Origin of the sequence: Geodermatophilus sp. DSM 44513 (assembly GCF_032460525.1) — a bacterium.
Classification (GTDB): Bacteria; Actinomycetota; Actinomycetes; order Mycobacteriales; family Geodermatophilaceae; genus Geodermatophilus.
In genome coordinates this window covers 3,840,491-3,861,577 of the sequence record NZ_CP135963.1, presented here as the reverse complement: position 1 = coordinate 3,861,577, position 21,087 = coordinate 3,840,491, and the positions used below count along the sequence as shown (strand labels likewise).

The 21,087-nt window shown below is 74.1% G+C and carries 17 protein-coding genes and 1 pseudogene; 17 read left to right on the top strand and 1 reads right to left on the bottom strand.

Annotation, left to right across the window (positions count from 1 at the left end; all coding sequences use genetic code 11):
- Window positions 1-78 precede the first annotated feature (78 nt).
- The gene (locus RTG05_RS18710) at window positions 79-1,359 is read right to left on the bottom strand and encodes an isochorismate synthase (protein ID WP_208104650.1); all 1,281 of its coding nucleotides are present in this window, start codon (window positions 1,357-1,359) and stop codon (window positions 79-81) included.
- A gap of 36 nt (window positions 1,360-1,395) precedes the next feature.
- On the opposite strand from RTG05_RS18710, the gene RTG05_RS18705 reads away from it, so the two are divergent.
- The 17 genes and pseudogenes from RTG05_RS18705 (at window position 1,396) to RTG05_RS18625 (ending at window position 21,069) form a co-directional block, all read left to right on the top strand.
- Window positions 1,396-2,121, top strand: coding sequence for a demethylmenaquinone methyltransferase (locus RTG05_RS18705; RefSeq protein ID WP_166526360.1), 726 nt, complete (start codon window positions 1,396-1,398; stop codon window positions 2,119-2,121).
- Window positions 2,122-2,290: 169 nt separating this feature from the next.
- A complete protein-coding gene (locus tag RTG05_RS18700) occupies window positions 2,291-3,550 on the top strand; it encodes a geranylgeranyl reductase family protein (RefSeq protein WP_166526359.1) in 1,260 nt (419 codons plus the stop codon).
- A 30-nt stretch (window positions 3,551-3,580) separates the two neighbouring features.
- Window positions 3,581-3,940 (top strand): NADH-quinone oxidoreductase subunit A, encoded by a 360-nt coding sequence (locus RTG05_RS18695; RefSeq protein ID WP_208104979.1) that lies wholly within the window; start codon window positions 3,581-3,583, stop codon window positions 3,938-3,940.
- Between the two features lie 11 nt (window positions 3,941-3,951).
- Window positions 3,952-4,503: pseudogene (locus RTG05_RS18690) on the top strand (NuoB/complex I 20 kDa subunit family protein); the annotation flags it as partial.
- A gap of 125 nt (window positions 4,504-4,628) precedes the next feature.
- The gene (locus RTG05_RS18685; protein WP_166526357.1) at window positions 4,629-5,366 is read left to right on the top strand and encodes an NADH-quinone oxidoreductase subunit C; all 738 of its coding nucleotides are present in this window, start codon (window positions 4,629-4,631) and stop codon (window positions 5,364-5,366) included.
- Window positions 5,367-5,376: 10 nt separating this feature from the next.
- Window positions 5,377-6,699: an NADH-quinone oxidoreductase subunit D gene (locus RTG05_RS18680; RefSeq protein WP_166526356.1), complete on the top strand. Its 1,323-nt coding sequence runs from the start codon at window positions 5,377-5,379 to the stop codon at window positions 6,697-6,699.
- Window positions 6,696-7,727 carry an NADH-quinone oxidoreductase subunit NuoE gene (gene nuoE / locus RTG05_RS18675; RefSeq protein WP_166526355.1) on the top strand — a complete coding sequence of 344 codons (1,032 nt, stop codon included), beginning with the start codon at window positions 6,696-6,698 and terminating at the stop codon, window positions 7,725-7,727. Before RTG05_RS18680 ends, nuoE begins: the two co-directional genes overlap by 4 nt.
- 5 nt (window positions 7,728-7,732) lie before the next feature.
- Window positions 7,733-9,064 carry an NADH-quinone oxidoreductase subunit NuoF gene (gene nuoF, locus RTG05_RS18670; RefSeq protein WP_166526354.1) on the top strand — a complete coding sequence of 444 codons (1,332 nt, stop codon included), beginning with the start codon at window positions 7,733-7,735 and terminating at the stop codon, window positions 9,062-9,064.
- On the top strand, window positions 9,061-11,535 hold the full coding sequence (locus tag RTG05_RS18665) for an NADH-quinone oxidoreductase subunit G (RefSeq protein ID WP_166526353.1): 2,475 nt from the start codon (window positions 9,061-9,063) through the stop codon (window positions 11,533-11,535). The genes nuoF and RTG05_RS18665 overlap by 4 nt, the downstream gene beginning before the upstream one ends.
- Window positions 11,532-13,031, top strand: coding sequence for an NADH-quinone oxidoreductase subunit NuoH (gene nuoH, locus RTG05_RS18660; protein ID WP_315912043.1), 1,500 nt, complete (start codon window positions 11,532-11,534; stop codon window positions 13,029-13,031). The genes RTG05_RS18665 and nuoH overlap by 4 nt, the downstream gene beginning before the upstream one ends.
- A complete protein-coding gene (gene nuoI, locus RTG05_RS18655) occupies window positions 13,015-13,695 on the top strand; it encodes an NADH-quinone oxidoreductase subunit NuoI (protein ID WP_315912042.1) in 681 nt (226 codons plus the stop codon). The genes nuoH and nuoI overlap by 17 nt, the downstream gene beginning before the upstream one ends.
- Before the next feature lie 73 nt (window positions 13,696-13,768).
- The gene (locus RTG05_RS18650) at window positions 13,769-14,581 is read left to right on the top strand and encodes an NADH-quinone oxidoreductase subunit J (RefSeq protein ID WP_166526352.1); all 813 of its coding nucleotides are present in this window, start codon (window positions 13,769-13,771) and stop codon (window positions 14,579-14,581) included.
- Window positions 14,578-14,877 (top strand): NADH-quinone oxidoreductase subunit NuoK, encoded by a 300-nt coding sequence (gene nuoK, locus RTG05_RS18645; RefSeq protein ID WP_089303696.1) that lies wholly within the window; start codon window positions 14,578-14,580, stop codon window positions 14,875-14,877. The genes RTG05_RS18650 and nuoK overlap by 4 nt, the downstream gene beginning before the upstream one ends.
- A gap of 16 nt (window positions 14,878-14,893) precedes the next feature.
- Window positions 14,894-16,789 carry an NADH-quinone oxidoreductase subunit L gene (gene nuoL / locus RTG05_RS18640; protein ID WP_208104649.1) on the top strand — a complete coding sequence of 632 codons (1,896 nt, stop codon included), beginning with the start codon at window positions 14,894-14,896 and terminating at the stop codon, window positions 16,787-16,789.
- Window positions 16,790-16,823: 34 nt separating this feature from the next.
- Entirely contained in the window at window positions 16,824-18,464 is a 1,641-nt protein-coding gene (locus tag RTG05_RS18635) for an NADH-quinone oxidoreductase subunit M (RefSeq protein WP_166526351.1), read from the top strand.
- Window positions 18,464-20,011 carry an NADH-quinone oxidoreductase subunit NuoN gene (nuoN, locus tag RTG05_RS18630; RefSeq protein WP_166526350.1) on the top strand — a complete coding sequence of 516 codons (1,548 nt, stop codon included), beginning with the start codon at window positions 18,464-18,466 and terminating at the stop codon, window positions 20,009-20,011. The genes RTG05_RS18635 and nuoN overlap by 1 nt, the downstream gene beginning before the upstream one ends.
- Window positions 20,011-21,069: a polyprenyl synthetase family protein gene (locus tag RTG05_RS18625; protein ID WP_166526349.1), complete on the top strand. Its 1,059-nt coding sequence runs from the start codon at window positions 20,011-20,013 to the stop codon at window positions 21,067-21,069. Before nuoN ends, RTG05_RS18625 begins: the two co-directional genes overlap by 1 nt.
- The last annotated feature ends 18 nt before the right edge of the window (window positions 21,070-21,087 follow it).

Sequence of the window (21,087 nt, the reverse complement as noted above, 5' to 3'; positions counted from 1 at the left end):
ACCGGTCGTGTGGCCGCTCGTGCTCTGCCCACGGTGGTGGGCAGAGCACGAGCGGCGCCGGGGAGACCCGGCCGGCGGTCAGCTCTCCAGCGCGGCCTGGACGGCGGCGAACTTCGCCTGGGTCTCGGCGAGCTCCGCGGCCGGGTCGGAGCCGGCCACGATGCCGCAGCCGGCGAACAGCCGCGCCGAGGCCGGGTCGGTGGCGGAGAGCTCTGCGCAGCGCAGCGCCAGGCCGAACTCGCCGTCCCCGCGGGCGTCCACCCAGCCGACCGGACCGGCGTAGCGGCCGCGGTCCATGCCCTCCAGCTCCCCGATCAGCGCGGCGGCGGCGTCGGTCGGGGTGCCGCAGACGGCGGCCGTCGGGTGCACCGCGCCGACCAGCTCCAGCAGCCCGGCGCGCCCCCGGGTGCCTCGGGCGCGCTGTGCACCGGTGACGTCGGTGGCCAGGTGGCGCACGTTGGCCAGCGTGAGCAGCTCCGGCTCCGCGGGCGCGCTCAGCGTCGTGCAGTACGGCTCCAGCGCCCGCACCAGGGATTCGACGGCCAGGGCGTGCTCGGCGCGGTCCTTGGCCGAGGACAGCAGGTCCGCGGCCAGCCGCGCGTCCTCGGCACCGGCGCCGCGGGGTGCGGTGCCGGCCAGCACGCGGGAGGACAGCTGCCGGCCGGTGCGGCGCAGCAGCAGCTCCGGGGTCGCCCCGAGCAGGCCGTCGACGGCGAAGGTCCAGCAGTCGGGGAAGCGGTCGGCCAGCCGGGCGAGCAGCGAGCGCACGTCCAGCGGCGCGTCGGCGGTGACCAGGAGGTCGCGGGCGAGCACCACCTTGGCCAGCTCACCGGCGCCGATGCGGGCCACGGCGGTGGTCACCCGCGCGCACCACGAGGCGGGGTCCAGGGCGCCGTCGGCGTAGCGCAGCCGGCCCGGCGGAGCCGGCGGGACCGTGCCCGTCGACCCGCCGGCCAGCACCTCGGCGGGGTCGGCGTCCCCGGTGGTGGTCACCCAGGCCACGCCGTCCCGCCGGCCGACCACCACCTCCGGGACGACGAACACCGACGTCCCGGCGGCCGGGTCGAAGGCGATGCTGGCGAACAGGACCGGCCCGGAGCCGGGCACCCCGGCGCGGTCGTCGACGTCGAGGCCGGCGCTGTGGTCGGCCCACCACGCGGCCGCCTCGGCCAGGGCACCCGGGCCGGTGACCTCCAGGCGGGCCACCTCGCCCCACCCGACCAGGCCCTCGCCGCGGCGCACCCAGGACAGCGCGCCGGAGACCGGCAGCAGGTCCAGCAGGGCCGGCGCCTCGTGCAGCGGCGTGGTGGTCACCGCAGGCGTGACCGCCCCCGCTGTGGTCACCGCCGCCACGCTCACGAGGTCAAGAGTAGGCAGCCGGTAGCGTCGATCGGCGTGGCGGACCGGCGAGACAGCGCACACACCGCGGGCACGAGGGCCGGCCTGGACAAGCGGCCGGCCGAGGTCGCGGCCATGTTCGACCGGGTTGCCCGGCGCTACGACCTGACCAACACCGTGCTGTCCGGTGGCCGGGACGCCTCGTGGCGGCGGGCCACCCGGGAGGCGCTCGGTGCGCGCCCGGGCCAGACGGTGCTCGACGTCGCCGCCGGCACGGCGGTCTCCACGGTGGAGCTGGCCGCCGGCGGCGTGCACGCGATCGCCTGCGACTTCTCCCAGGGGATGCTCTGGGCCGGCGCCGCGCGGCCGGTGCCCAAGGTGGCCGGCGACGCGATGGCGCTGCCGCTGGCCGACGCGAGCGTCGACGGCGTGGTGATCTCCTTCGGCCTGCGCAACGTCGCCGACCCCGATGCCGCGCTGCGTGAGTTCGCCCGCGTCACCCGGCCCGGCGGCACGCTGGTCGTCTGCGAGTTCTCCAGCCCCACCTGGGCCCCGTTCCGGACCGTCTACACCGAGTACCTCGTGCGGGCCCTGCCGCGGGTCGCGCGGGCGGTCAGCAGCAACCCCGACGCCTACGTCTACCTGGCCGAGTCGATCCGGGCCTGGCCCGACCAGCCGGCGCTGGCCGCCCGGCTGCAGGCCGCCGGCTGGGCCGACGTGGCCTGGCGCGACCTCACCGGCGGCGTCGTCGCCCTGCACCGCGGGCGCCGGCCGGCCGGCTGAGCTGCGGCCGGGACGAGTGGGGTGCGGCGAGACCCAACCGTGACGCCCCGGTCCCGGCGGCCCCCTGTCAGCGAGCTCACAGACCGGCCTACAGTAGGGACCGGGCGACTTTGTGAAGCATTTCACAAGCTGCGCGGGAACACCCGACATCGAGGCGGAGGGGGCCGAGGTGGACGACCACGACCGGCGGGCCGACGTGCTCGTCGTCGGCGCCGGTCCCGCCGGCTCCTCGGCCGCCTGGCACCTGGCGGGGGCCGGGCTGGACGTCGCCGTCCTGGAGAAGGCCCGGCTGCCCCGGGAGAAGGTCTGCGGCGACGGCCTGACCCCCCGCGGCGTCAAGGCGCTGGCCGACATGGGCGTGGACACCACCGGCTGGGTCCGGCACCGGGGGCTGCGGGTCACCGGCGGCGGCGAGGTCGTCGAGGTGGACTGGCCGCAGCTGCGGTCCTGGCCGTCCCACGGCCTCATCCGCAGCCGCCGGGACCTCGACGCCGGGCTGGCCGCACACGCCGTCGCGGCCGGCGCGCGGCTGGTGCAGGAGGTCACGGTCACCGGCCCGCTGCTGGACGACGCCGGCCGGGTCACCGGGGTGCGGGCCACCGAGGGGCCCGACCGGGCGCCGGCCACCTGGCGCGCGCCACTGGTGGTCTCCGCCGAGGGCCTGTCCGGCCGGCTGGCCAAGGCGCTGGGCCTGCTCCGCCGCGAGGACCGGCCGCTCGGCGTCGCCGTCCGCCGCTACGTGTCGTCCCCGCGCACCTCCGACGAGTACCTCGACATCTCCTTCGACCTGTCCCCGGCCGGCCCGGACGCCGACTCGATGCCCGGCTACGGCTGGGCGTTCGGGATGGGCGACGGCACCAGCAACGTCGGCTTCGGCCTGCTGGACACCCGCCGCGGCTCCGGCGCCGAGCCGCGGGCCGTGCTGCGCCGGTGGCTGGACACCCTCCCGCCGGAGTGGCAGCTCGGCGAGGAGCACGCGGTCACCCCGCTGCGCGGCGCCGGCCTGCCGATGGCCCTGCACCGCGGCCCGGCCTACACCCGCGGGCTGCTGCTGGCCGGCGACGCGGCGGGCACCGTCAACCCGTTCAACGGCGAGGGCATCAGCTACGCCCTGGAGACCGGCCGGATGGCGGCCGAGGCGGCGACCGAGGCCCTCGCCGCGCCCGCGGGCCCGGCCCGGGAGGCCGTGCTGCGCCGGTACCCGGCCCGGCTGCGCGCGGAGTACGGCGGCCACCACCGGCTGGGCACCGGCTTCCTGGCGCTGCTGGCGCGCCCCGACCTGGTCCGTTTCGCCACCGCGCACGGGCTCCGGCGGCCGGCGCTGGTGGCCCGGGCGCTGCGGCTCATGGGCAACCTCACCGACGGCCGGGACGGCGACCGGTTCGACCGCGCCGTCGCCGTCCTCACCCGGCTGGCGCCGGCGGTCTGACGTGCCCACCGAGCCGAGGAGCCGCTGATGCTGTCGTACTACGTCCCGATCGTCGGGTTGTTCGTGCTGGCCGCGGGCTTCGCGCTGTTCTCCGTGACGTTCGCGCCCTACACCGGCCCCCGCCGGTACAACCGCGCCAAGCTGGCCGCCTACGAGTGCGGCATCGAGCCGGTGGACCAGCCACTGACCGGCGGCCGCTTCCCGATCAAGTACTACCTGACGGCGATGATCTTCATCATCTTCGACATCGAGATCGTCTTCCTCTACCCGTGGGCCGTCGCCAACGACGCGCTGGGCGTCTTCGGGCTGGTCGAGATGGTCGTCTTCATCGGCACCGTGTTCATCGCCTACGTCTACGTGTGGCGACGCGGCGGCCTGGACTGGGACTAAAGGAGCAGACGATGGGTCTCGAGGAGAAGCTGCCGAGCGGGGTGCTGCTGACCAGCGTGGAGAAGCTGGTCAACTGGACCCGCAAGTCCTCGCTGTGGCCGGCCACCTTCGGGCTGGCCTGCTGCGCGATCGAGATGATGGCCACCGGTGCCGGCCGCTACGACCTGGCCCGCTTCGGCATGGAGGTCTTCCGCGCCTCGCCGCGGCAGGCCGACCTGATGATCGTGGCCGGCCGGGTCAGCCAGAAGATGGCGCCGGTGCTGCGCCAGATCTACGACCAGATGCCCGAGCCGCGCTGGGTGCTGGCCATGGGTGTGTGCGCCAGCTCCGGCGGGATGTTCAACAACTACGCCGTCGTCCAGGGCGTCGACCACGTCGTCCCGGTGGACATGTACCTGCCCGGCTGCCCACCGCGGCCGGAGATGCTCACCGACGCCATCCTCAAGCTGCACCACAAGATCATGCAGGAGCCGCTGGGGCCCCGGCGGGCGCGCGAGCTGGAGCAGGCCCGCGCCGAGGGCCGGCTGCCCGACCCGCTGGTGGAGATGCCCTCGTCGGTGCGGGTGGACAAGGCCAAGCGGGCGGCCTACGAGCAGGCCGCCGCCGAGCGGCGCACCGGCCAGTTCGCCATCGAGCAGCGCGGCGGGGACGCCGTCCTGCTGCCCGAGCCCTACGTGCGGGGCAACCGGTGACCGGCCCGGGGGACCGCAGCGGCGTCGACGCCGGCCAGGGCGCGAGCGCGCCGTCGGGCGGGTTCCGCAAGGGCGCGTTCGGGGTCAGCGGCAGTGGGGACACCTCCGGCTTCGGCGGGCTGGTGCGCGTGGAGCCCGGCGGCGCGGTCGCGCTGCACTCGACCGAGCGGCCCTACGGCGGGTACTTCGACGAGGTCACCGACGCCCTGGTCGACGCCCTCGGCCAGGCCACCTACGACGCCGCGGTGCAGCGCGTGCTGGTCGACCGCGGCGAGATCACCTACTTCGTCGCCCGGGAGCACCTGCTCACCCTCGTGCAGACGCTGCGGGACGACGAGGCGCTGCGCTTCGAGCTGTGCAGCAGCGTGTCCGGGGTCGACTACGAGGGCAGCGGCGGCCCGGCGGCCACCCCGGCGCGGCCGCGGTTGCACGTCGTCTACCACCTGACCTCGATGACCTACCGCCGGCGGATCCGGCTGGAGGTGGCGGTCACCGCCGAGGACCCGCACGTCCCCTCCGTCAGCGGCGTCTACCCGACGGCGGACTGGCAGGAGCGGGAGACCTGGGACATGTTCGGCGTCGTCTTCGACGGCCACCCGGCGCTGACCCGCATCCTCATGCCCGACGACTGGGACGGCCACCCCCAGCGCAAGGACTACCCCCTGGGCGGGGTCCCGGTCGAGTACCACGACGCCACCGTCCCGCCGCCGGACACCCGGCGGGCCTACCGATGAGGGGCTCCCGATGAGCACCACCTACGACCCCTACGCCGGCTCGCGGGAGACCACCGAGGGCCGGGTCTACACCGTCACCGGCGGCGACTGGGACCAGACGCTGGGCGCCGATGCGCTCGGCGAGGAGCGCCTCGTCGTCAACATGGGCCCGCAGCACCCCTCCACGCACGGCGTGCTGCGGCTGGTGCTGGACCTGGAGGGGGAGACGGTCACCAAGGCGCGGGTGGTGATCGGCTACCTGCACACCGGCATCGAGAAGAACACCGAGTACCGCAACTGGACGCAGGGCACGACCTTCGTGACCCGGATGGACTACCTCTCCCCGCTGTTCAACGAGGCCGGCTACTGCATGGCCGTCGAGAAGCTGCTCGGCGTCGAGGTGCCGCAGCGGGCACGGACGATCCGCGTGCTGGTCATGGAGCTCAACCGGATCGCCTCACACCTGGTCGCGCTGGCCACCTTCGGCATGGAGATGGGCGCGCTCACCGGGATGACCAACGGCTTCCGCGAGCGGGAGATGGTCCTCGACCTGCTCGAGGAGATCACCGGGCTGCGGATGAACCACGCCTACATCCGCCCCGGCGGGCTGGCGCAGGACCTCCCGCCGGGCGCGGTCGAGCACATCCGCGAGTTCCTCGAGGTCATGCCGGCGCGGGTGGCCGACACCCACAAGCTGCTCACCGGCCAGCCGATCTGGCAGGCCCGCCTCAAGGACGCCGGGTACCTCGACGTCACCGGCTGCGTGGCGCTCGGCGTCACCGGGCCGGTGCTGCGCGCGGCCGGGCTGCCCTGGGACCTGCGCAAGGTCGAGCCCTACCTGGGGTACGAGACCTACGACTTCGAGGTGCCGACCGCCGACACCTGCGACGCCTGGGGCCGCTACCTGGTCCGCATGGCCGAGGTGAACGAGTCGCTGAAGCTCATCGCCCAGGCACTGGACCGCCTCGAGCCCGGCCCGGTGATGGTCGAGGACAAGAAGATCGCCTGGCCGGCGCAGCTGTCCCTCGGGCCGGACGGCATGGGCAACTCCCTGGACCACGTGCGGCACATCATGGGGCAGTCCATGGAGGCCCTGATCCACCACTTCAAGCTGGTCACCGAGGGCTTCCGGGTACCGGCCGGTCAGGTGTACGTGCCGATCGAGTCGCCCCGGGGTGAGCTCGGCTACCACGTGGTGAGCGACGGCAGCACCCGACCGTGGCGGGTGCACGTGCGCGACCCCAGCTTCGTCAACCTGCAGGCGACCGCGGCGATGAGCGAGGGCGGCATGATCGCCGACGTCATCGCCGCCATCGCCTCGCTCGACCCGGTGATGGGCGGGTGTGACCGATGAGCGCGCTCCCCGGGTCCCCGGAGGCGACCGCCACGACGGGGCTGGACTCCACCCCCGTCCAGCCCCCGGCCGCGGACCTGCCGCCGCTGACCGAGCAGACCCGGCTCGAGGCGCGGGAGATCATGGCCCGCTACCCGCAGCCCCGCTCGGCGCTGCTGCCGATGCTGCACCTGGTGCAGAGCTACCAGGGCTACGTCACGCCCGAGGGCGTCGCGCTGTGCGCGGAGGAGCTGGGCCTGACCAAGGCCGAGGTCGGCGCGGTCGCCACCTTCTACACGATGTACAAGCGCCGCCCCACCGGCCGGCACCTGGTCAGCGTGTGCACCAACACGCTGTGCGCCGTCCTCGGCGGGCAGCGGATCTTCGACGCGCTGGCCGCCGACCTCGGCGTGCACCACGATGAGACCGCCGCCGACGGCTCGGTGACCCTGGAGCACGCCGAGTGCCTGGCCGCCTGCGACTACGCGCCGGTGGTCACCGTCGACTACGAGTTCTACGACCAGCAGGACGTCGAGGGTGCCCGCGCCCTGGTCGCCGCGCTGCGCCGCGGGGACAAGCCGCACCCCACCCGCGGCGCCCCCCTGACGGACTTCCGCGGCGTCTCCCGCCAGCTGGCCGGCTTCTCCCAGCACGCCGACGCCGCGGCCGCCCGCGCCGCGATCGACGCGCCGGGGGAGTGGGGCCCCACCCTGCGCGGGGTGCACCTGGCCGCCGAGCGCGGCGAGACCGCCCCGCCCATGCCCGCCGGCACCGAACGGCACGCCCCGGACGCCGGGGAGCCGGCCGCCACCGTCCGCCCGACCGGCCGGGACGGGGAGACCCCCGAGGAGGAGGCCGCCGACGCCCGCGTCGCGGCCGCCGACAACCCGGCCGAGCGCGCCGGCGCCGCGCTCAACCACCCGGACCGCGGCACCGAGTACGGCCGCCGCCGGCCGCCCGGCGGCCGCGAGCAGGCCGGCACCGAGACCCCACCCACCCGTGACCCCGGCCAGTCGGGGCAGGGGACGTCCATCGAGCGGGAGGCCTGACCCCCATGCCCCTCACCCCTGTCCTCACCTCGCGCTGGGGAGCCGACCAGCCCTGGCGGCTGGCCACCTACGAGTCCCTGGACGGCTACGCCGCGCTGCGCACCGCGCTGTCCATGACCCCGGACGAGCTCGTCGCGCTGGTCAAGGACTCCGGGCTGCGCGGCCGCGGCGGCGCTGGGTTCCCCACCGGCATGAAGTGGAGCTTCATCCCGCAGCCCAAGCCGGGGGAGACCCCCACCGGCCCGGCCGCGATGCCCAAGTACCTCGTGGTCAACGCCGACGAGGGGGAGCCCGGCACCTGCAAGGACCTGCCGACGGTGATGACCGACCCGCACTCCCTGGTGGAGGGCGTGGTCATCTCCTCCTACGCGATCCGCTCGCACTTCGCCGTCATCTACGTGCGCGGCGAAGCCGTGCACGCCCACCGCCGGCTGGTCAGCGCGGTCGAGGAGGCCTACGCCGCGGGCTACCTGGGTCGCGACATCCTCGGCTCGGGCTACGACCTCGACGTGCTGGTGCACGCCGGCGCCGGCGCCTACATCTGCGGCGAGGAGACCGCGCTGCTGGACTCCCTGGAGGGCTACCGCGGCCAGCCGCGGCTCAAGCCGCCGTTCCCCGCGGTGGCCGGTCTCTACGGCGCCCCGACGGTGATCAACAACGTGGAGACGCTGGCCAGCGTGCCGTTCGTCGTCCGCGGCGGGGCGGACTGGTTCAAGGAGTTCGGCCCGGAGAAGTCCCCCGGCCCGAAGATCTACTCGATCAGCGGCCGCGTCGTCTCCCCCGGGCAGTACGAGGCCCCGATGGGCACCACGATGCGCGAGCTGCTGGAGATGGCCGGCGGCGTGCGCCCCGGCCACGAGCTCAAGTTCTGGACGCCGGGCGGCTCCTCGACGCCGTACTTCACCGCGGAGCACCTCGACGTCCCGCTGGACTTCGACTCCGTCGCCGCCGCGGGCTCCATGCTCGGCACCACCGCGCTCATGGTGTTCGACGAGACCGACTCGATCGTCGAGGCCACCCTGCGGTTCACCGAGTTCTACGCGCACGAGAGCTGCGGCAAGTGCACCCCGTGCCGGGAGGGCACCTACTGGCTGGTCCAGATCCTCGAGCGGCTGGTGCACGGCAGGGGGACGGCGGCCGACCTGGACCTGCTCACCGACACCTGCGACAACATCCTGGGCCGCTCCTTCTGCGCCCTCGGCGACGGCGCCACCAGCTGCATCGCCAGCTCGCTCAAGTACTTCCGCGACGAGTACGTCGCGCTGCTGCCCCCGGAGGAGCAGGCCCGACTGGGCCGCAGCCTCCGCCTCGAGCCCGTCGGAGCTGCTGCCTCGTGACCCTCGTCAACCCGACCCCGGCGCCGGCCGTACCGCCCGGCGCCCCCGGCCCGCACACCCCGCCGGACGCCGTGCACTGCACCATCGACGGCCTCGACGTCGCCGTCCCGAAGGGGACGCTGATCATCCGCGCCGCCGAGCAGGTCGGCGTCTTCGTCCCGCGGTTCTGCGACCACCCGCTGCTGGAGCCGGTCGGCGCCTGCCGGCAGTGCCTGGTCGAGGTGGAGGGGCAGCGCAAGCCGGTGGCCTCCTGCACCATGCCGGTCACCGACGGCATGGTGGTGAAGACCCAGCTCACCAGCCCGGTCGCGGACAAGGCGCAGCAGGGCACCATGGAGCTGCTGCTGATCAACCACCCGCTGGACTGCCCGACCTGCGACAAGGGCGGGGAGTGCCCGCTGCAGAACCAGGCGATCAGCAACGGCCGCGCCGAGAGCCGCTTCGTCGACGTCAAGCGGACCTACCCCAAGCCACTGCCCATCAGCACCGAGGTGCTGCTGGACCGCGAGCGCTGCGTGCTGTGCGCCCGCTGCACCCGGTTCTCCGCGCAGGTGGCCGGCGACCCGTTCATCGAGCTGTTCGAGCGGGGCGCGCTGGAGCAGGTCGCGGTCTACGAGGACGAGCCCTTCGAGTCCTACTTCTCCGGCAACACCACGCAGATCTGCCCGGTCGGCGCGCTGACCAGCGCCAAGTACCGGTTCCGGGCGCGGCCGTTCGACCTGCGCAGCGAGGACAGCGTCTGCGAGCACTGCGCGTCCGGCTGCGCCCAGCGCACCGACTACCGGCGCGGCCGGGTCACCCGCCGGCTGGCCCGCGAGGACCCGGCGGTCAACGAGGAGTGGAACTGCGACAAGGGCCGGTGGGCCTTCCGCTACGCCACCGCCAACGAGCGGGTCACCACCCCGATGGTCCGGCGCGACGGCGTGCTGGAGCCGGCGTCCTGGCCGGAGGCGTGGGCCGCGGCGGCCGAGGGGCTCGCCGCCGCCCGCGCGGCCGGCGGGGTGGGGGTGCTGCCGGGCGGCCGGCTGACCGTCGAGGACGCCTACGCCTACGCCAAATTCGCCCGCGTCGCCCTGGGCACCAACGACGTGGACGCCCGCGCCCGCGCGCACTCCGACGAGGAGCTGGCCTTCCTCGCCGCGCACGTCGCCGGCACCGGCCCGTACGGCGGGCCGGCAGGGGCATCGGTCACCTACGACGACCTCTCCGCGGCCCCGGTGGTGCTGCTGGCCGGCCTCGAGCCGGAGGAGGAGTCGCCGATCGTCTTCCTGCGGCTGCGCCGGGCGGTGCGCACGACGGGCATGCAGGTCTACGACCTCGCGCCCTTCGCCACCCGGGCCGCGGAGAAGCTGCAGGCCACCGTGCTGGCCACCCGCCCCGGCACCGAGGGCCGGTCGCTGGCCGCGCTGGCCGAGGGCAGCTGGGGCGGTCCGGCGGTCGACGCGCTGCGCCGGCCCGGCGCGGTCGTGCTCGCCGGCGAGCGGCTGGCCGAGTCCCCCGGCGCGTTCTCCGCGCTGGCGGCCCTGGCCCGCGCCACCGGAGCGCGCGTGGCCTGGGTGCCGCGGCGGGCCGGCGAGCGCGGCGCCGTCGAGGCCGGTGCGCTGCCGACCCTGCTGCCCGGCGGCCGGCCGGTCACCGACGCCGCCGCGCGCGCCCAGGTGGCCACCGCCTGGGGGGTGGCCGACCTGCCCGCCGCACCCGGGCGCGACACCACCGGGATCCTCGCCGCGGCCGCCGCCGGGGAGCTGGCCGGGCTGCTGGTCGGCGGCGTGGACCCCGCCGACCTGCCCGACCCCGGCCTGGCCGAGGCGGCCCTGGCCCGGGCGGCCTTCGTGGTCAGCCTGGAGCTGCTGCCGAGCGCGGTCACCGCGCACGCCGACGTCGTCCTGCCGGTGGCCGCGGCCGCGGAGAAGGCCGGCGGCTACCTGGACTGGGAGGGCCGGCTGCGGCCCTTCGACGCCACCCTGCACGGCACCGGTCAGCTGCCCGACGGCCGCGTCCTGCAGGGGCTGGCCGACGAGCTGGACGTCGACCTGCGGCTGCCCGCCCCAGAGGCCGCGCGCGCCGAGCTCGCCGCCCTCGGCGTGGTCGCCGAGCGCCCGCGGGTCACCGGCCTGGACGTCGTCCCGGCTCCCGAGCCCGAGCTGGCCGACGACGAGGCGGTGCTCGCCTCCTGGCGGCAGCTGCTCGACGTCGGGACGCTGCAGCGGGACGAGCCCGAGCTGGCCGGCACCGCCCGCCCGCCGGTCGCCCGCGTCGGCGAGGACACCGCCCGCCGGCTGGGCCTGGTCGACGGCGCCCCGGTCACCGTCTGCGGCGCCATGGGCGAGATCACCCTGCCGGTGCTGGTCACCGCCATGCCCGAGCAGGTGGTCTGGCTGCCGATGCGCTCCCCGGGCAGCGAGCTGCGCGCCGGGCTGGGCACCGCACCCGGCGGCGTCGTCCGCCTGATCGCCGGAGGGGCCCAGTGACCGTCCTGGCCGCGGCCGCCGACCAGCCCACGCTGGCGGACTTCGGCACCGACGTCTGGTGGATCGTCGTCCTCAAGGTGGTCGGCGTCTTCGGCGTCCTGGTGCTGCTGACGCTGTTCGCCATCGTGTTCGAGCGCAAGGTCGTCGCGCGGATGCAGCAGCGCACCGGCCCCAACCGGGTCGGCCCGCGCGGCTACCTGCAGAGCCTCGCCGACGGGCTGAAGCTGGCGTTCAAGGAAGACATCATGCCGGCGCTCGCGGACAAGCCGGTCTACTTCCTGGCGCCCGTCCTGGCCTGCGTCCCGGCGTTCCTGGCCTTCTCGGTCATCCCGCTGGGGCCGGTGGTCAGCATCTTCGGCCAGCAGACCCCGCTGCAGCTCACCGACGCACCCATCGGCGTGCTCATCGTCCTGGCCTGCTCGGCGATGGGGATCTACGGTATCGTGCTGGCCGGCTGGGCCTCCGGCTCGACCTACCCGCTGCTGGGCGGGCTGCGCAGCGCCGCGCAGATGGTCAGCTACGAGATCGCGATGGGCTTGTCCATCGTCGCGGTGTTCCTCTACGCCGGGTCGATGTCGACCTCGGAGATCGTCGCGGCGCAGGCCGACGGCAACCCGGTGTCGTTCTTCGGACTGGACTTCACCGGCCCCGGCTGGTTCGCCGTCCTGCTCCCGGTCTCCTTCGTCATCTACGTGATCGCCGTGGTGGGTGAGACCAACCGGGCGCCGTTCGACCTGCCCGAGGCCGAGAGCGAGCTGGTGGGCGGCTTCCACACCGAGTACTCGTCGCTGAAGTTCGCGCTGTTCTTCCTCGCCGAGTACATCAACATGGTCACCGTCTCCGCGCTGGCCGCGACGCTGTTCCTCGGCGGCTGGCGGGCGCCGTGGCCGATCTCCATCTGGGACGGCGCCAACTCCGGCTGGTGGCCGCTGCTGTGGTTCTTCCTCAAGGTGGTCGCCGCGCTGTTCGTCTTCATCTGGCTGCGCGGCACGCTGCCCCGGCTGCGCTACGACCAGTTCATGCGCTTCGGTTGGAAGGTGCTGGTCCCGACCGCGCTGGTCTGGATCCTCGCCGTCGCCACCATGCGCACCGTGGCCCGCGAGGCCGACCTGTCCACCGGCCAGGTGGCGCTGTTCGTCGGCGTGCCGATCGCGCTGCTGGTCATCGGCGTGCTCCTGCTGGCCGGCCGGGCCGGGACCCGGGCGACCCGGGTCGCCGCGACGAAGGCCGCGGCCGGCTCCAACCACCCGACCGAGGCGGAGAGCGCGGAGGAGGGCACCGTGCTGCCACCCCCCGGCCCGCGCCGCCGGCCGGCCCGCCCCACGGGGCCCAGCCGCGCCGAGGGGGGCTTCCCCGTCCCGCCCATGGACCTCACCGTCCCGCCGTCGCCACGGCTGCGGCGCCGGGAGGCGGTCGCGCCCGACGGTGCCGTCGTGGGCACCGGACGGCGCAGCACCACCACGATCGAGGAGGACGTCGATGACCGAGCACGGTGACCCCGGCTCCCGCTCCCCCGACCGCCGCTCACCGGACCCGCACGCGCCCGGCCACGACGCGCTGGCGCAGACCTCGCGCGAGCTCGCCCCGCGGGACCGCGGCGCCGAACCGGCCCGGCGCACCAGCTGGCTGCCCGGCCCGGGGCAGGGCTTCGGGGTCACCTTCGCGCAGATGTTCCGCAAGGTGACCACCGAGGAGTACCCCGAGGTGCCCAAGGTGACCAAGCCGCGCTACCACGGGCGGCACGTGCTCAACCGGCACCCCGACGGGCTGGAGAAGTGCGTCGGCTGCGAGCTGTGCGCCTGGGCCTGCCCGGCCGACGCGATCTACGTCGAGGGCGGCGACAACACCGAGGACGCCCGCTACTCACCCGGCGAGCGGTACGGGCGCGTCTACCAGATCAACTACCTGCGGTGCATCTTCTGCGGGCTGTGCGTGGAGGCCTGCCCGACCCGCTCGCTGACGATGAGCAACGACTTCGAGCTGGCCGACGACAACCGCGGCGACCTGATCTACACCAAGGAGCAGCTGATGGCCCCGCTGCTGCCGGGCATGGAGGCCCCGCCGCACGCCATGCGCCTCGGGGACGACGAGAAGGACTACTACCTGCGGACGCCGGACCCCGCCTCGCCCGCCGAGCCGGTCACCGCGGAGCTGCCATGACCGAGCTCGCGAGGTCGTGCAGAGGCAGAGCAACCCGGGGCACCGACCCGACGAGCGCCAGCGAGGAGGGGCGGTGAACCCCGAGGTCGTCATCGGGACGGGCGAGGCCGTCGTGTTCTGGGTGCTGGGCCCGGTGGCGCTGGCCGGCGCGCTGGGCATGGTGTTCTCCCGCAACGCCGTGCACTCCGCGCTGTGGCTGGTGACCACCATGCTGTCGCTGGGCGTGTTCTACGTCGTGCAGGAGGCGCCGTTCCTCGGGGCGGTGCAGATCATCGTCTACACCGGCGCGATCATGATCCTGTTCCTGTTCGTGCTCATGCTGGTCGGCCGCGACTCCTCCGACTCGGTGGTGGAGACGCTGCGCGGGCAGCGGCTGGCCGCGATCGTGCTCGGCCTGGGCTTCGCCGGGCTGGTCGGCGCCGGCATCGCCCGGGCCACCCAGGGCCTGGCGGTCACCGGCCTGGGCGGCGTGCAGGACGCGGAGACCAGCAACATCGAGGCGATCGCCGCGGTGCTGTTCACCCGCTACCTGCTGGCCTTCGAGGTCACCAGCGCGCTGCTCATCACCGCCGCCGTCGGTGCCATGGTGCTGGCCCACATCGAGCAGGAGCCCGGCAGCCGGCGCACCCAGAAGGAGCTGTCGCAGGCCCGGTTCCTCACCGACCGGCCGCAGACGCTGCCCGGGCCCGGGGTCTTCGCCCGCGGCAACTCCGTCGCCGTCCCGGCGCTGCTGCCCGACGGGCGGCCGGCCGAGGACAGCCTGGCGACCGGCATCGAGCCGCAGCAGGTCGACCAGATGCCCCGTCCCACCGGCCGCGGGCAGCTCGGCTCCCCGGACGCGGCGCTGGGCACCCTGGACCCGGCGCCGGGGCGGGACGAGCGATGACCCTCACGTACTACCTGGTGCTGGCCGCGATCCTGTTCACCATCGGCGCGGTCGGCGTGCTCGTGCGGCGCAACGCCATCGTCGTGTTCATGTGCGTGGAGCTGATGCTCAACTCGGTGAACCTGACGCTGGTCACCTTCGCCCGCGCCAGCGGCACCCTCGACGGCCAGGTCATGGCGTTCTTCGTCATGGTCGTGGCCGCGGCCGAGGTCGTCGTCGGCCTCGCGATCATCATGTCGATCTACCGCACCCGCCGTTCGGCGTCGGTCGACGACGCCAACCTGCTCAAGTACTGAGGACGGGGAACGGTAGATGGAGACCGCACCGGCCGACGGGCTGATCGCCGCGTCCTGGCTGCTCATCGCGCTGCCGCTGGCCGGCGCCGCCGTCCTGCTGCTCGGCGGGCGGCGCACCGACCGGTGGGGCCACCTGCTCGGCACCGGCACGGTCGTCGCGGCGTTCGTGCTGGGCCTGCTGTGCACGCTGCAGCTGGACGGCCGGCGCCTGGACGTCGCGCTGTTCACCTTCATGTCCACCGGCTCGCTGGACGTGCGGGCCGGCCTGCTGTTCGACCCGCTGTCGGCGCTGTTCGTGCTGTTGATCACCGGCGTGGGCTCGCTCATCCACGTCTACTCGATCGGCTACATGGAGCACGACCCGCGACGCCGGCGGTTCTTCGCCTACCTGAACCTGTTCGTCGCCGCGATGCTGCTGCTCGTCCTCGGCGACAACTTCGTGGCCCTCTACGTCGGCTGGGAGGGCGTGGGCCTGGCGTCCTACCTGCTCATCGCGTTCTGGCACGAGCGCCCCTCGGCGGCCACCGCCGCGAAGAAGGCGTTCATCATGAACCGGGTCGGCGACGTCGGGCTGGCGCTGGCCATCTTCCTGATGTTCGCCCAGCTGGGCACCGTCTCCTACGACGGCGTGTTCGGCTCCATCGGCCTGCTGGCCGGCGGCACGGTCACCGCGATCGGCCTGCTGCTGCTGCTCGGCGCGTGCGGCAAGTCCGGCCAGTTCCCGCTGCAGGCCTGGCTGCCCGACGCCATGGAGGGCCCGACCCCGGTCTCGGCGCTCATCCACGCCGCGACCATGGTCACCGCCGGGGTGTACCTCATCGCCCGGTGCGCGCCGATCTACGACGCGACGCCGACCGCGCGGACCGTGGTCCTCGCCGTCGGGGCGGTCACGCTGATGATCGGGGCGATCGCCGGCTGCGCGCAGGACGACATCAAGAAGGTGCTGGCCTACTCCACGGTCAGCCAGATCGGCTACATGTTCCTGGCCGTCGGGCTCGGCCCGATCGGCTACGTCGCGGGCCTCGCGCACCTGCTCACGCACGGCTTCTTCAAGGCCGGGCTGTTCCTCGGCGCCGGCTCGGTCATGCACGCCATGGGCGACCAGGTGGACATGCGCCGGTTCGGCGGTCTGGCCCTGCACATGAAGGTCACCTTCGTGACCTTCGGACTGGGCTACCTGGCGCTGATCGGCTTCCCGTTCCTGTCCGGCTTCTACACCAAGGACGCGATCATCGAGGCCGCGTTCGACCGCGGCGACGGGTGGGGCTACCTGCTCGGCGGGCTGGCGATCCTGGCCGCGGGGCTCACCGCCTTCTACATGACCCGGCTGATGCTCATGACCTTCTTCGGCCGGCCGCGGTGGGAGCCCGGCGTGCACCCGCACGAGTCGCCGGCGGTGATGACCGCGCCGATGGTGCTGCTCGCGTTCGGCTCGGTGGCCGCCGGCTTCCTGCTGGTCGTCGCCTTCCCGCTGGAGGAGTGGCTGGCCCCCGTCTTCGGCGAGCCGGAGGCCGCCGAGCACGTGGTCGCACCGGTCGTGGTCAGCATCCTGGTCACCGTCGTCATGGCCCTCGGCGTCCTCACCGCCTGGCTGTTCGTCGGCCGCCGCGAGGTGCCGGTGACCCCGCCGGTGCGGGTCTCCCCGGTCACCCGCGCCGCCCGCCGCGCCCTGTACGCCGACGCGGTCAACGAGTCGCTGTTCATGCGGCCCGGGCAGTGGCTGACCCGCGCGCTGGTGTTCGTCGACAACCGCGGGGTGGACGGCGCGGTCAACGGCCTGGCCGCCACGCTGGGCGGCTCGTCGTCCCGGCTGGGCCGCACGCAGACCGGCTTCGTCCGCTCCTACGCGCTGTCCATGCTCGGCGGCGCCGTCGTCGTCGCGGGCGCGCTGCTGGCGGTGACGACGGGATGAGCACCACACCCACCCGACGAGAGGCGACGGCCGCGTGAACGACTTCCCCTGGCTGCTCACGATGATCGCCGTCCCGGCGGTCGGTGCGGCGGTCGTCGCGGCGCTGCCCAAGGGCCGGGAGCAGATCGCCAAGCAGACCGCTCTCGGTGTGAGCCTGGTGGTGCTGCTGCTGGCCGTGCTGACGACGGCCGCCTTCGACGTCGGCGGCGAGCGGTTCCAGCTGACCACCTCGGTGGCCTGGATCCCCGACTTCGGCGTCGACTTCGCCCTCGGCGTGGACGGCATCGCGCTGGTGATGCTGCTGCTGATCGGCGTCCTCGTGCCGGTGGTGGTGCTCGCCTCGTGGCGGGACACCGCACCGGGCAACCGGTCGATGCGCACCTTCTTCGCCTGGCTGCTGCTGCTCGAGTCGTTCATGATCGGCGTCTTCGCCGCCACCGACGTCTTCCTGTTCTACGTGTTCTTCGAGGCGATGCTCGTCCCGATGTACTTCCTGATCGGCAGCTTCGGCGGGCCGCGCCGGCAGTACGCCGCGGTGAAGTTCTTCCTCTACAGCCTGGTCGGTGGGCTGGTCATGCTGGCCTCGGTCATCGGGCTGTACGTGGTCAGCGCCGGCCAGCTCGGCGAGGGCACGTTCGCCTTCGACGCGCTGCGCCAGCTGGAGATCGACCCGAACGTGCAGCGGCTGCTGTTCCTCGGCTTCTTCATCGCCTTCGCGATCAAGGCCCCGCTGGTGCCGTTCCACACCTGGCTGCCCGACTCCGGCGCCGAGGCGCCGATCGGTGGGGCGGTGCTGCTGGTCGGCGTCCTGGACAAGGTCGGCACCTTCGGGTTCATCCGCTACTGCCTGCCGCTGTTCCCCGACGCCTCCCGCTACTTCGCGCCCTGGGTGCTCGTCCTGGCCGTCGCGGGCGTGCTGTACGCCGCGCTGCTGGCGATGGGCCAGAGCGACATGAAGCGGCTGGTGGCCTACACCTCGGTCGCGCACTTCGGCTTCATCGCGCTGGGCATCTTCGCCTTCACCACCGAGGCCACCACCGGCGCGGTGCTGTACATGGTCAACCACGGCATCTCCACCGGCCTGCTGTTCCTGGTCGTCGGCATGCTCATCGCCCGCGGCGGCTCCCGGCAGGTCGGCGACTACGGCGGGGTCGCCCGGCAGGCGCCGCTGCTGGCCGGGGTGTTCCTCGTCGCGGGCCTGGCCTCGCTGGCCCTGCCGGGCACCAACAGCTTCGTCAGCGAGTTCCTCGTGCTGATCGGCTCGTTCCCGACCCGGCCGGTGTTCACCGTGCTGGCCACCGTCGGCATCGTGCTCGCCGCGCTGTACGTGCTGCTGGTCTACCAACGCACCATGCACGGGCCGCCGCGGGGCGTGCTGCTCGAGCCAGCACCGGAGGGCGCCACGACCGGCACGCCGGCCCCCGGCGGCGGAGGGGCCACCGCGGCCACCGCCACGCTGGAGGCCCCGGCGCTCGCGCCGGCCCGGCTCCGCGTGCAGGACCTGTCCCCGCGCGAGCTCGCCGTGGCCGCACCCATGGTGGCGCTGGTCATCGCGCTCGGGGTGTACCCGCAGCCGCTGATCGACCTGGTCGAGCCCGCGGTCGCCGCGACGATGGTCGACGTCGGGGCCGACCCGGCCGGCGTCACGCCCGAGGCCCCTGGGGGGACGGACTGATGATCGAGGCCCCGGACATCTCCCTGGCCGCCCTGGCGCCGTTCCTGCTGGTCTTCGGCGCGGCCTGCGTCGGCGTCCTGGTGGAGGCCTTCGCCCCGCGCGAGACCCGGCACCCGGTGCAGGTGGGCGTCGCCCTGGTCGGCACCCTCGGTGGGCTGGTCACCAGCCTGCTGCTGGCCGGGGAGCGGCAGGTCACCGCCGGCGGGGCGCTGGCCGTCGACGGCCCCGCGGTGTTCCTGCAGGCCACCATCGCCGGCCTGGGCGCGCTGTCGCTGCTGCTGTTCGCCGAGCGCTCGCTGGACCCGGCCCGCTCGGCGTTCGTCGCCGCCGCGGCCGTGCCCGCGGGCAGCCCGCGCGACCGCGAGCTGATGACCGCGACGCGGGTGCAGACCGAGGTCTACCCGCTGGCCACCTTCGCCATCGGCGGCATGATGCTGTTCGTCGCGTCCAACGACCTGCTCATCATGTTCGTGGCGCTCGAGGTGCTCAGCCTGCCGCTGTACCTCATCTGCGGCCTCTCCCGCCGCCGGCGGCTGCTGTCGCAGGAGGCTGCCGTCAAGTACTTCCTGCTCGGCGCGTTCGCCTCGGCGTTCTTCCTCTACGGCCTGGCGCTGGTCTACGGGGCCACCGGCAGCATCCGGTTCTCGGTCATCCGGGAGTCCGCCGCCGCGGAGGCCGGGGGCGGCGTCCTGCTGGTGCTGGGGCTGGCGCTGCTGGTCGTCGGGCTGATGTTCAAGGCCAGCGTGGCCCCCTTCCACGCCTGGACGCCGGACGTCTACCAGGGCGCCCCGACGCCGGTCACCGCCTTCATGGCCGCCTGCACCAAGGTCGCGGCCTTCGGCGCGATCCTGCGGCTGCTCTACGTCGCCTTCGGCACCAGCGAGTGGACCTGGCGGCCGCTGGTCTACGGCATCGCGATCGTGTCGATGGTGGTCGGCGCCGTCCTCGGGCTGACTCAGACCGACCTCAAGCGGATGCTGGCCTACTCCTCGATCGCGCACGCCGGGTTCCTGCTCACCGGCGTGCTCGGCTACGGCAGCGGCGCCGACGGCACCGGCTCCGGGCTGAGCGGCACGATGTTCTACCTGCTCGCCTACGGGCTGACCACGCTCGGCGTCTTCGCCGTCCTCACCCTGGTGCGCGACGGTGACGGGGAGGCCACGCACCTGTCCCGGTGGGCGGGCCTCGGGCGCCGCTCGCCGCTCACCGCCGCGGTGATGGCGCTGTTCCTGCTCGCGCTGGCCGGCATCCCGCTCACCAGCGGGTTCACCGGGAAGTTCGCCGTCTTCCGGGCGGCGATCGACGACGGCGCCTGGCCGCTGGTGGTCGTGGCGCTGCTGGCCAGCGCGGTGGCGGCCTTCTTCTACCTGCGGGTCATCGTGCTCATGTACTTCTCCGAGCCGGCCGCCGACGGACCGACGGTCGGCGTCCCCGGCCTGCCGACCACGCTGGTGCTCGCCGTGACGGTCACCGCGACGGTCGTCCTGGGTGTGATCCCCGGGGCGGTGCTCGACCTGGCCGAGCAGGCGGATAGATTCGTCGGCTGATGACCGGAGCCAGCGCCGCCGTCGGCGGGGGGACCCCGACCGACACCTGGCAGCGGATCTCGACGCCGGCCTCCTCGGTGGGGTCCTGGCTGCCCGGGGGCGACCTCGGCGCCCGGCTGTCGGAGTCCCTGGGCCGGGTCGAGGAGGCGCTGCTCACCGCGGTCGGCAGCGACCACCCGTTCGTCCGGGAGGCGGCCGGGCACCTGGTCGCCGCCGGCGGCAAGCGGTTCCGCCCCCTGCTGGCGATGCTGGCCGCCGAGCTCGGCGACCCGCGGGCGCCGGGCGTGGTGGAGGCGGCGGTGGTCTGCGAGCTCACCCACCTGGCCACGCTGTACCACGACGACGTCATGGACGAGGCGGACGTCCGCCGCGGGGCGCCGAGTGCGAACAGCCGGTGGTCCAACAGCATCGCCATCCTCACCGGCGACTTCCTCTTCGCCCGGGCGTCGGACCTGCTGGCCGACCTCGGCCCCGAGGCGGTGCGCATCCAGGCGCGCACGTTCGAGCGGCTGGTCACCGGGCAGATCCGGGAGACCGTCGGCGCCCAGGGCGACGACGACCCGGTGGCCCACTACCTCGACGTGCTGGCCGACAAGACCGGCTCGCTGGTGGCCACCTCGGCGCGCTTCGGCGCCTCCTTCGCCGGGGTGGACGGCGCGCTGGTCGGCGCGCTGACCGCCTTCGGCGAGGAGGTCGGCGTGGCCTTCCAGCTCTCCGACGACCTGCTGGACATCGTGAGCCGGGACGGTTCCTCCGGGAAGGCGCCGGGCACCGACCTGCGGGAGGGCATCGCGACGCTGCCCGCGCTGTTCGCCCTGGCCGGCGACGACCCGGCCGAGCAGCGGCTGCGCGAACTCGTCGCCGGCCCGATCACCGACGACGCCGAGCACGCCGAGGCCCTGGAGCTGCTGCGCGCCTCGGCGGCCCTGCAGCGCGCCGGCGCGGTGCTGCGCGAGTACGCCGACCGGGCGCAGACCCGGCTGTCCGGCGTCCCCGACGGGCCGGTCCGCGAGGCGCTGTCGGCCCTGTGCGACTACGTGGTCACCCGCACCAGCTGAACGCGGGGGGATGCTGGG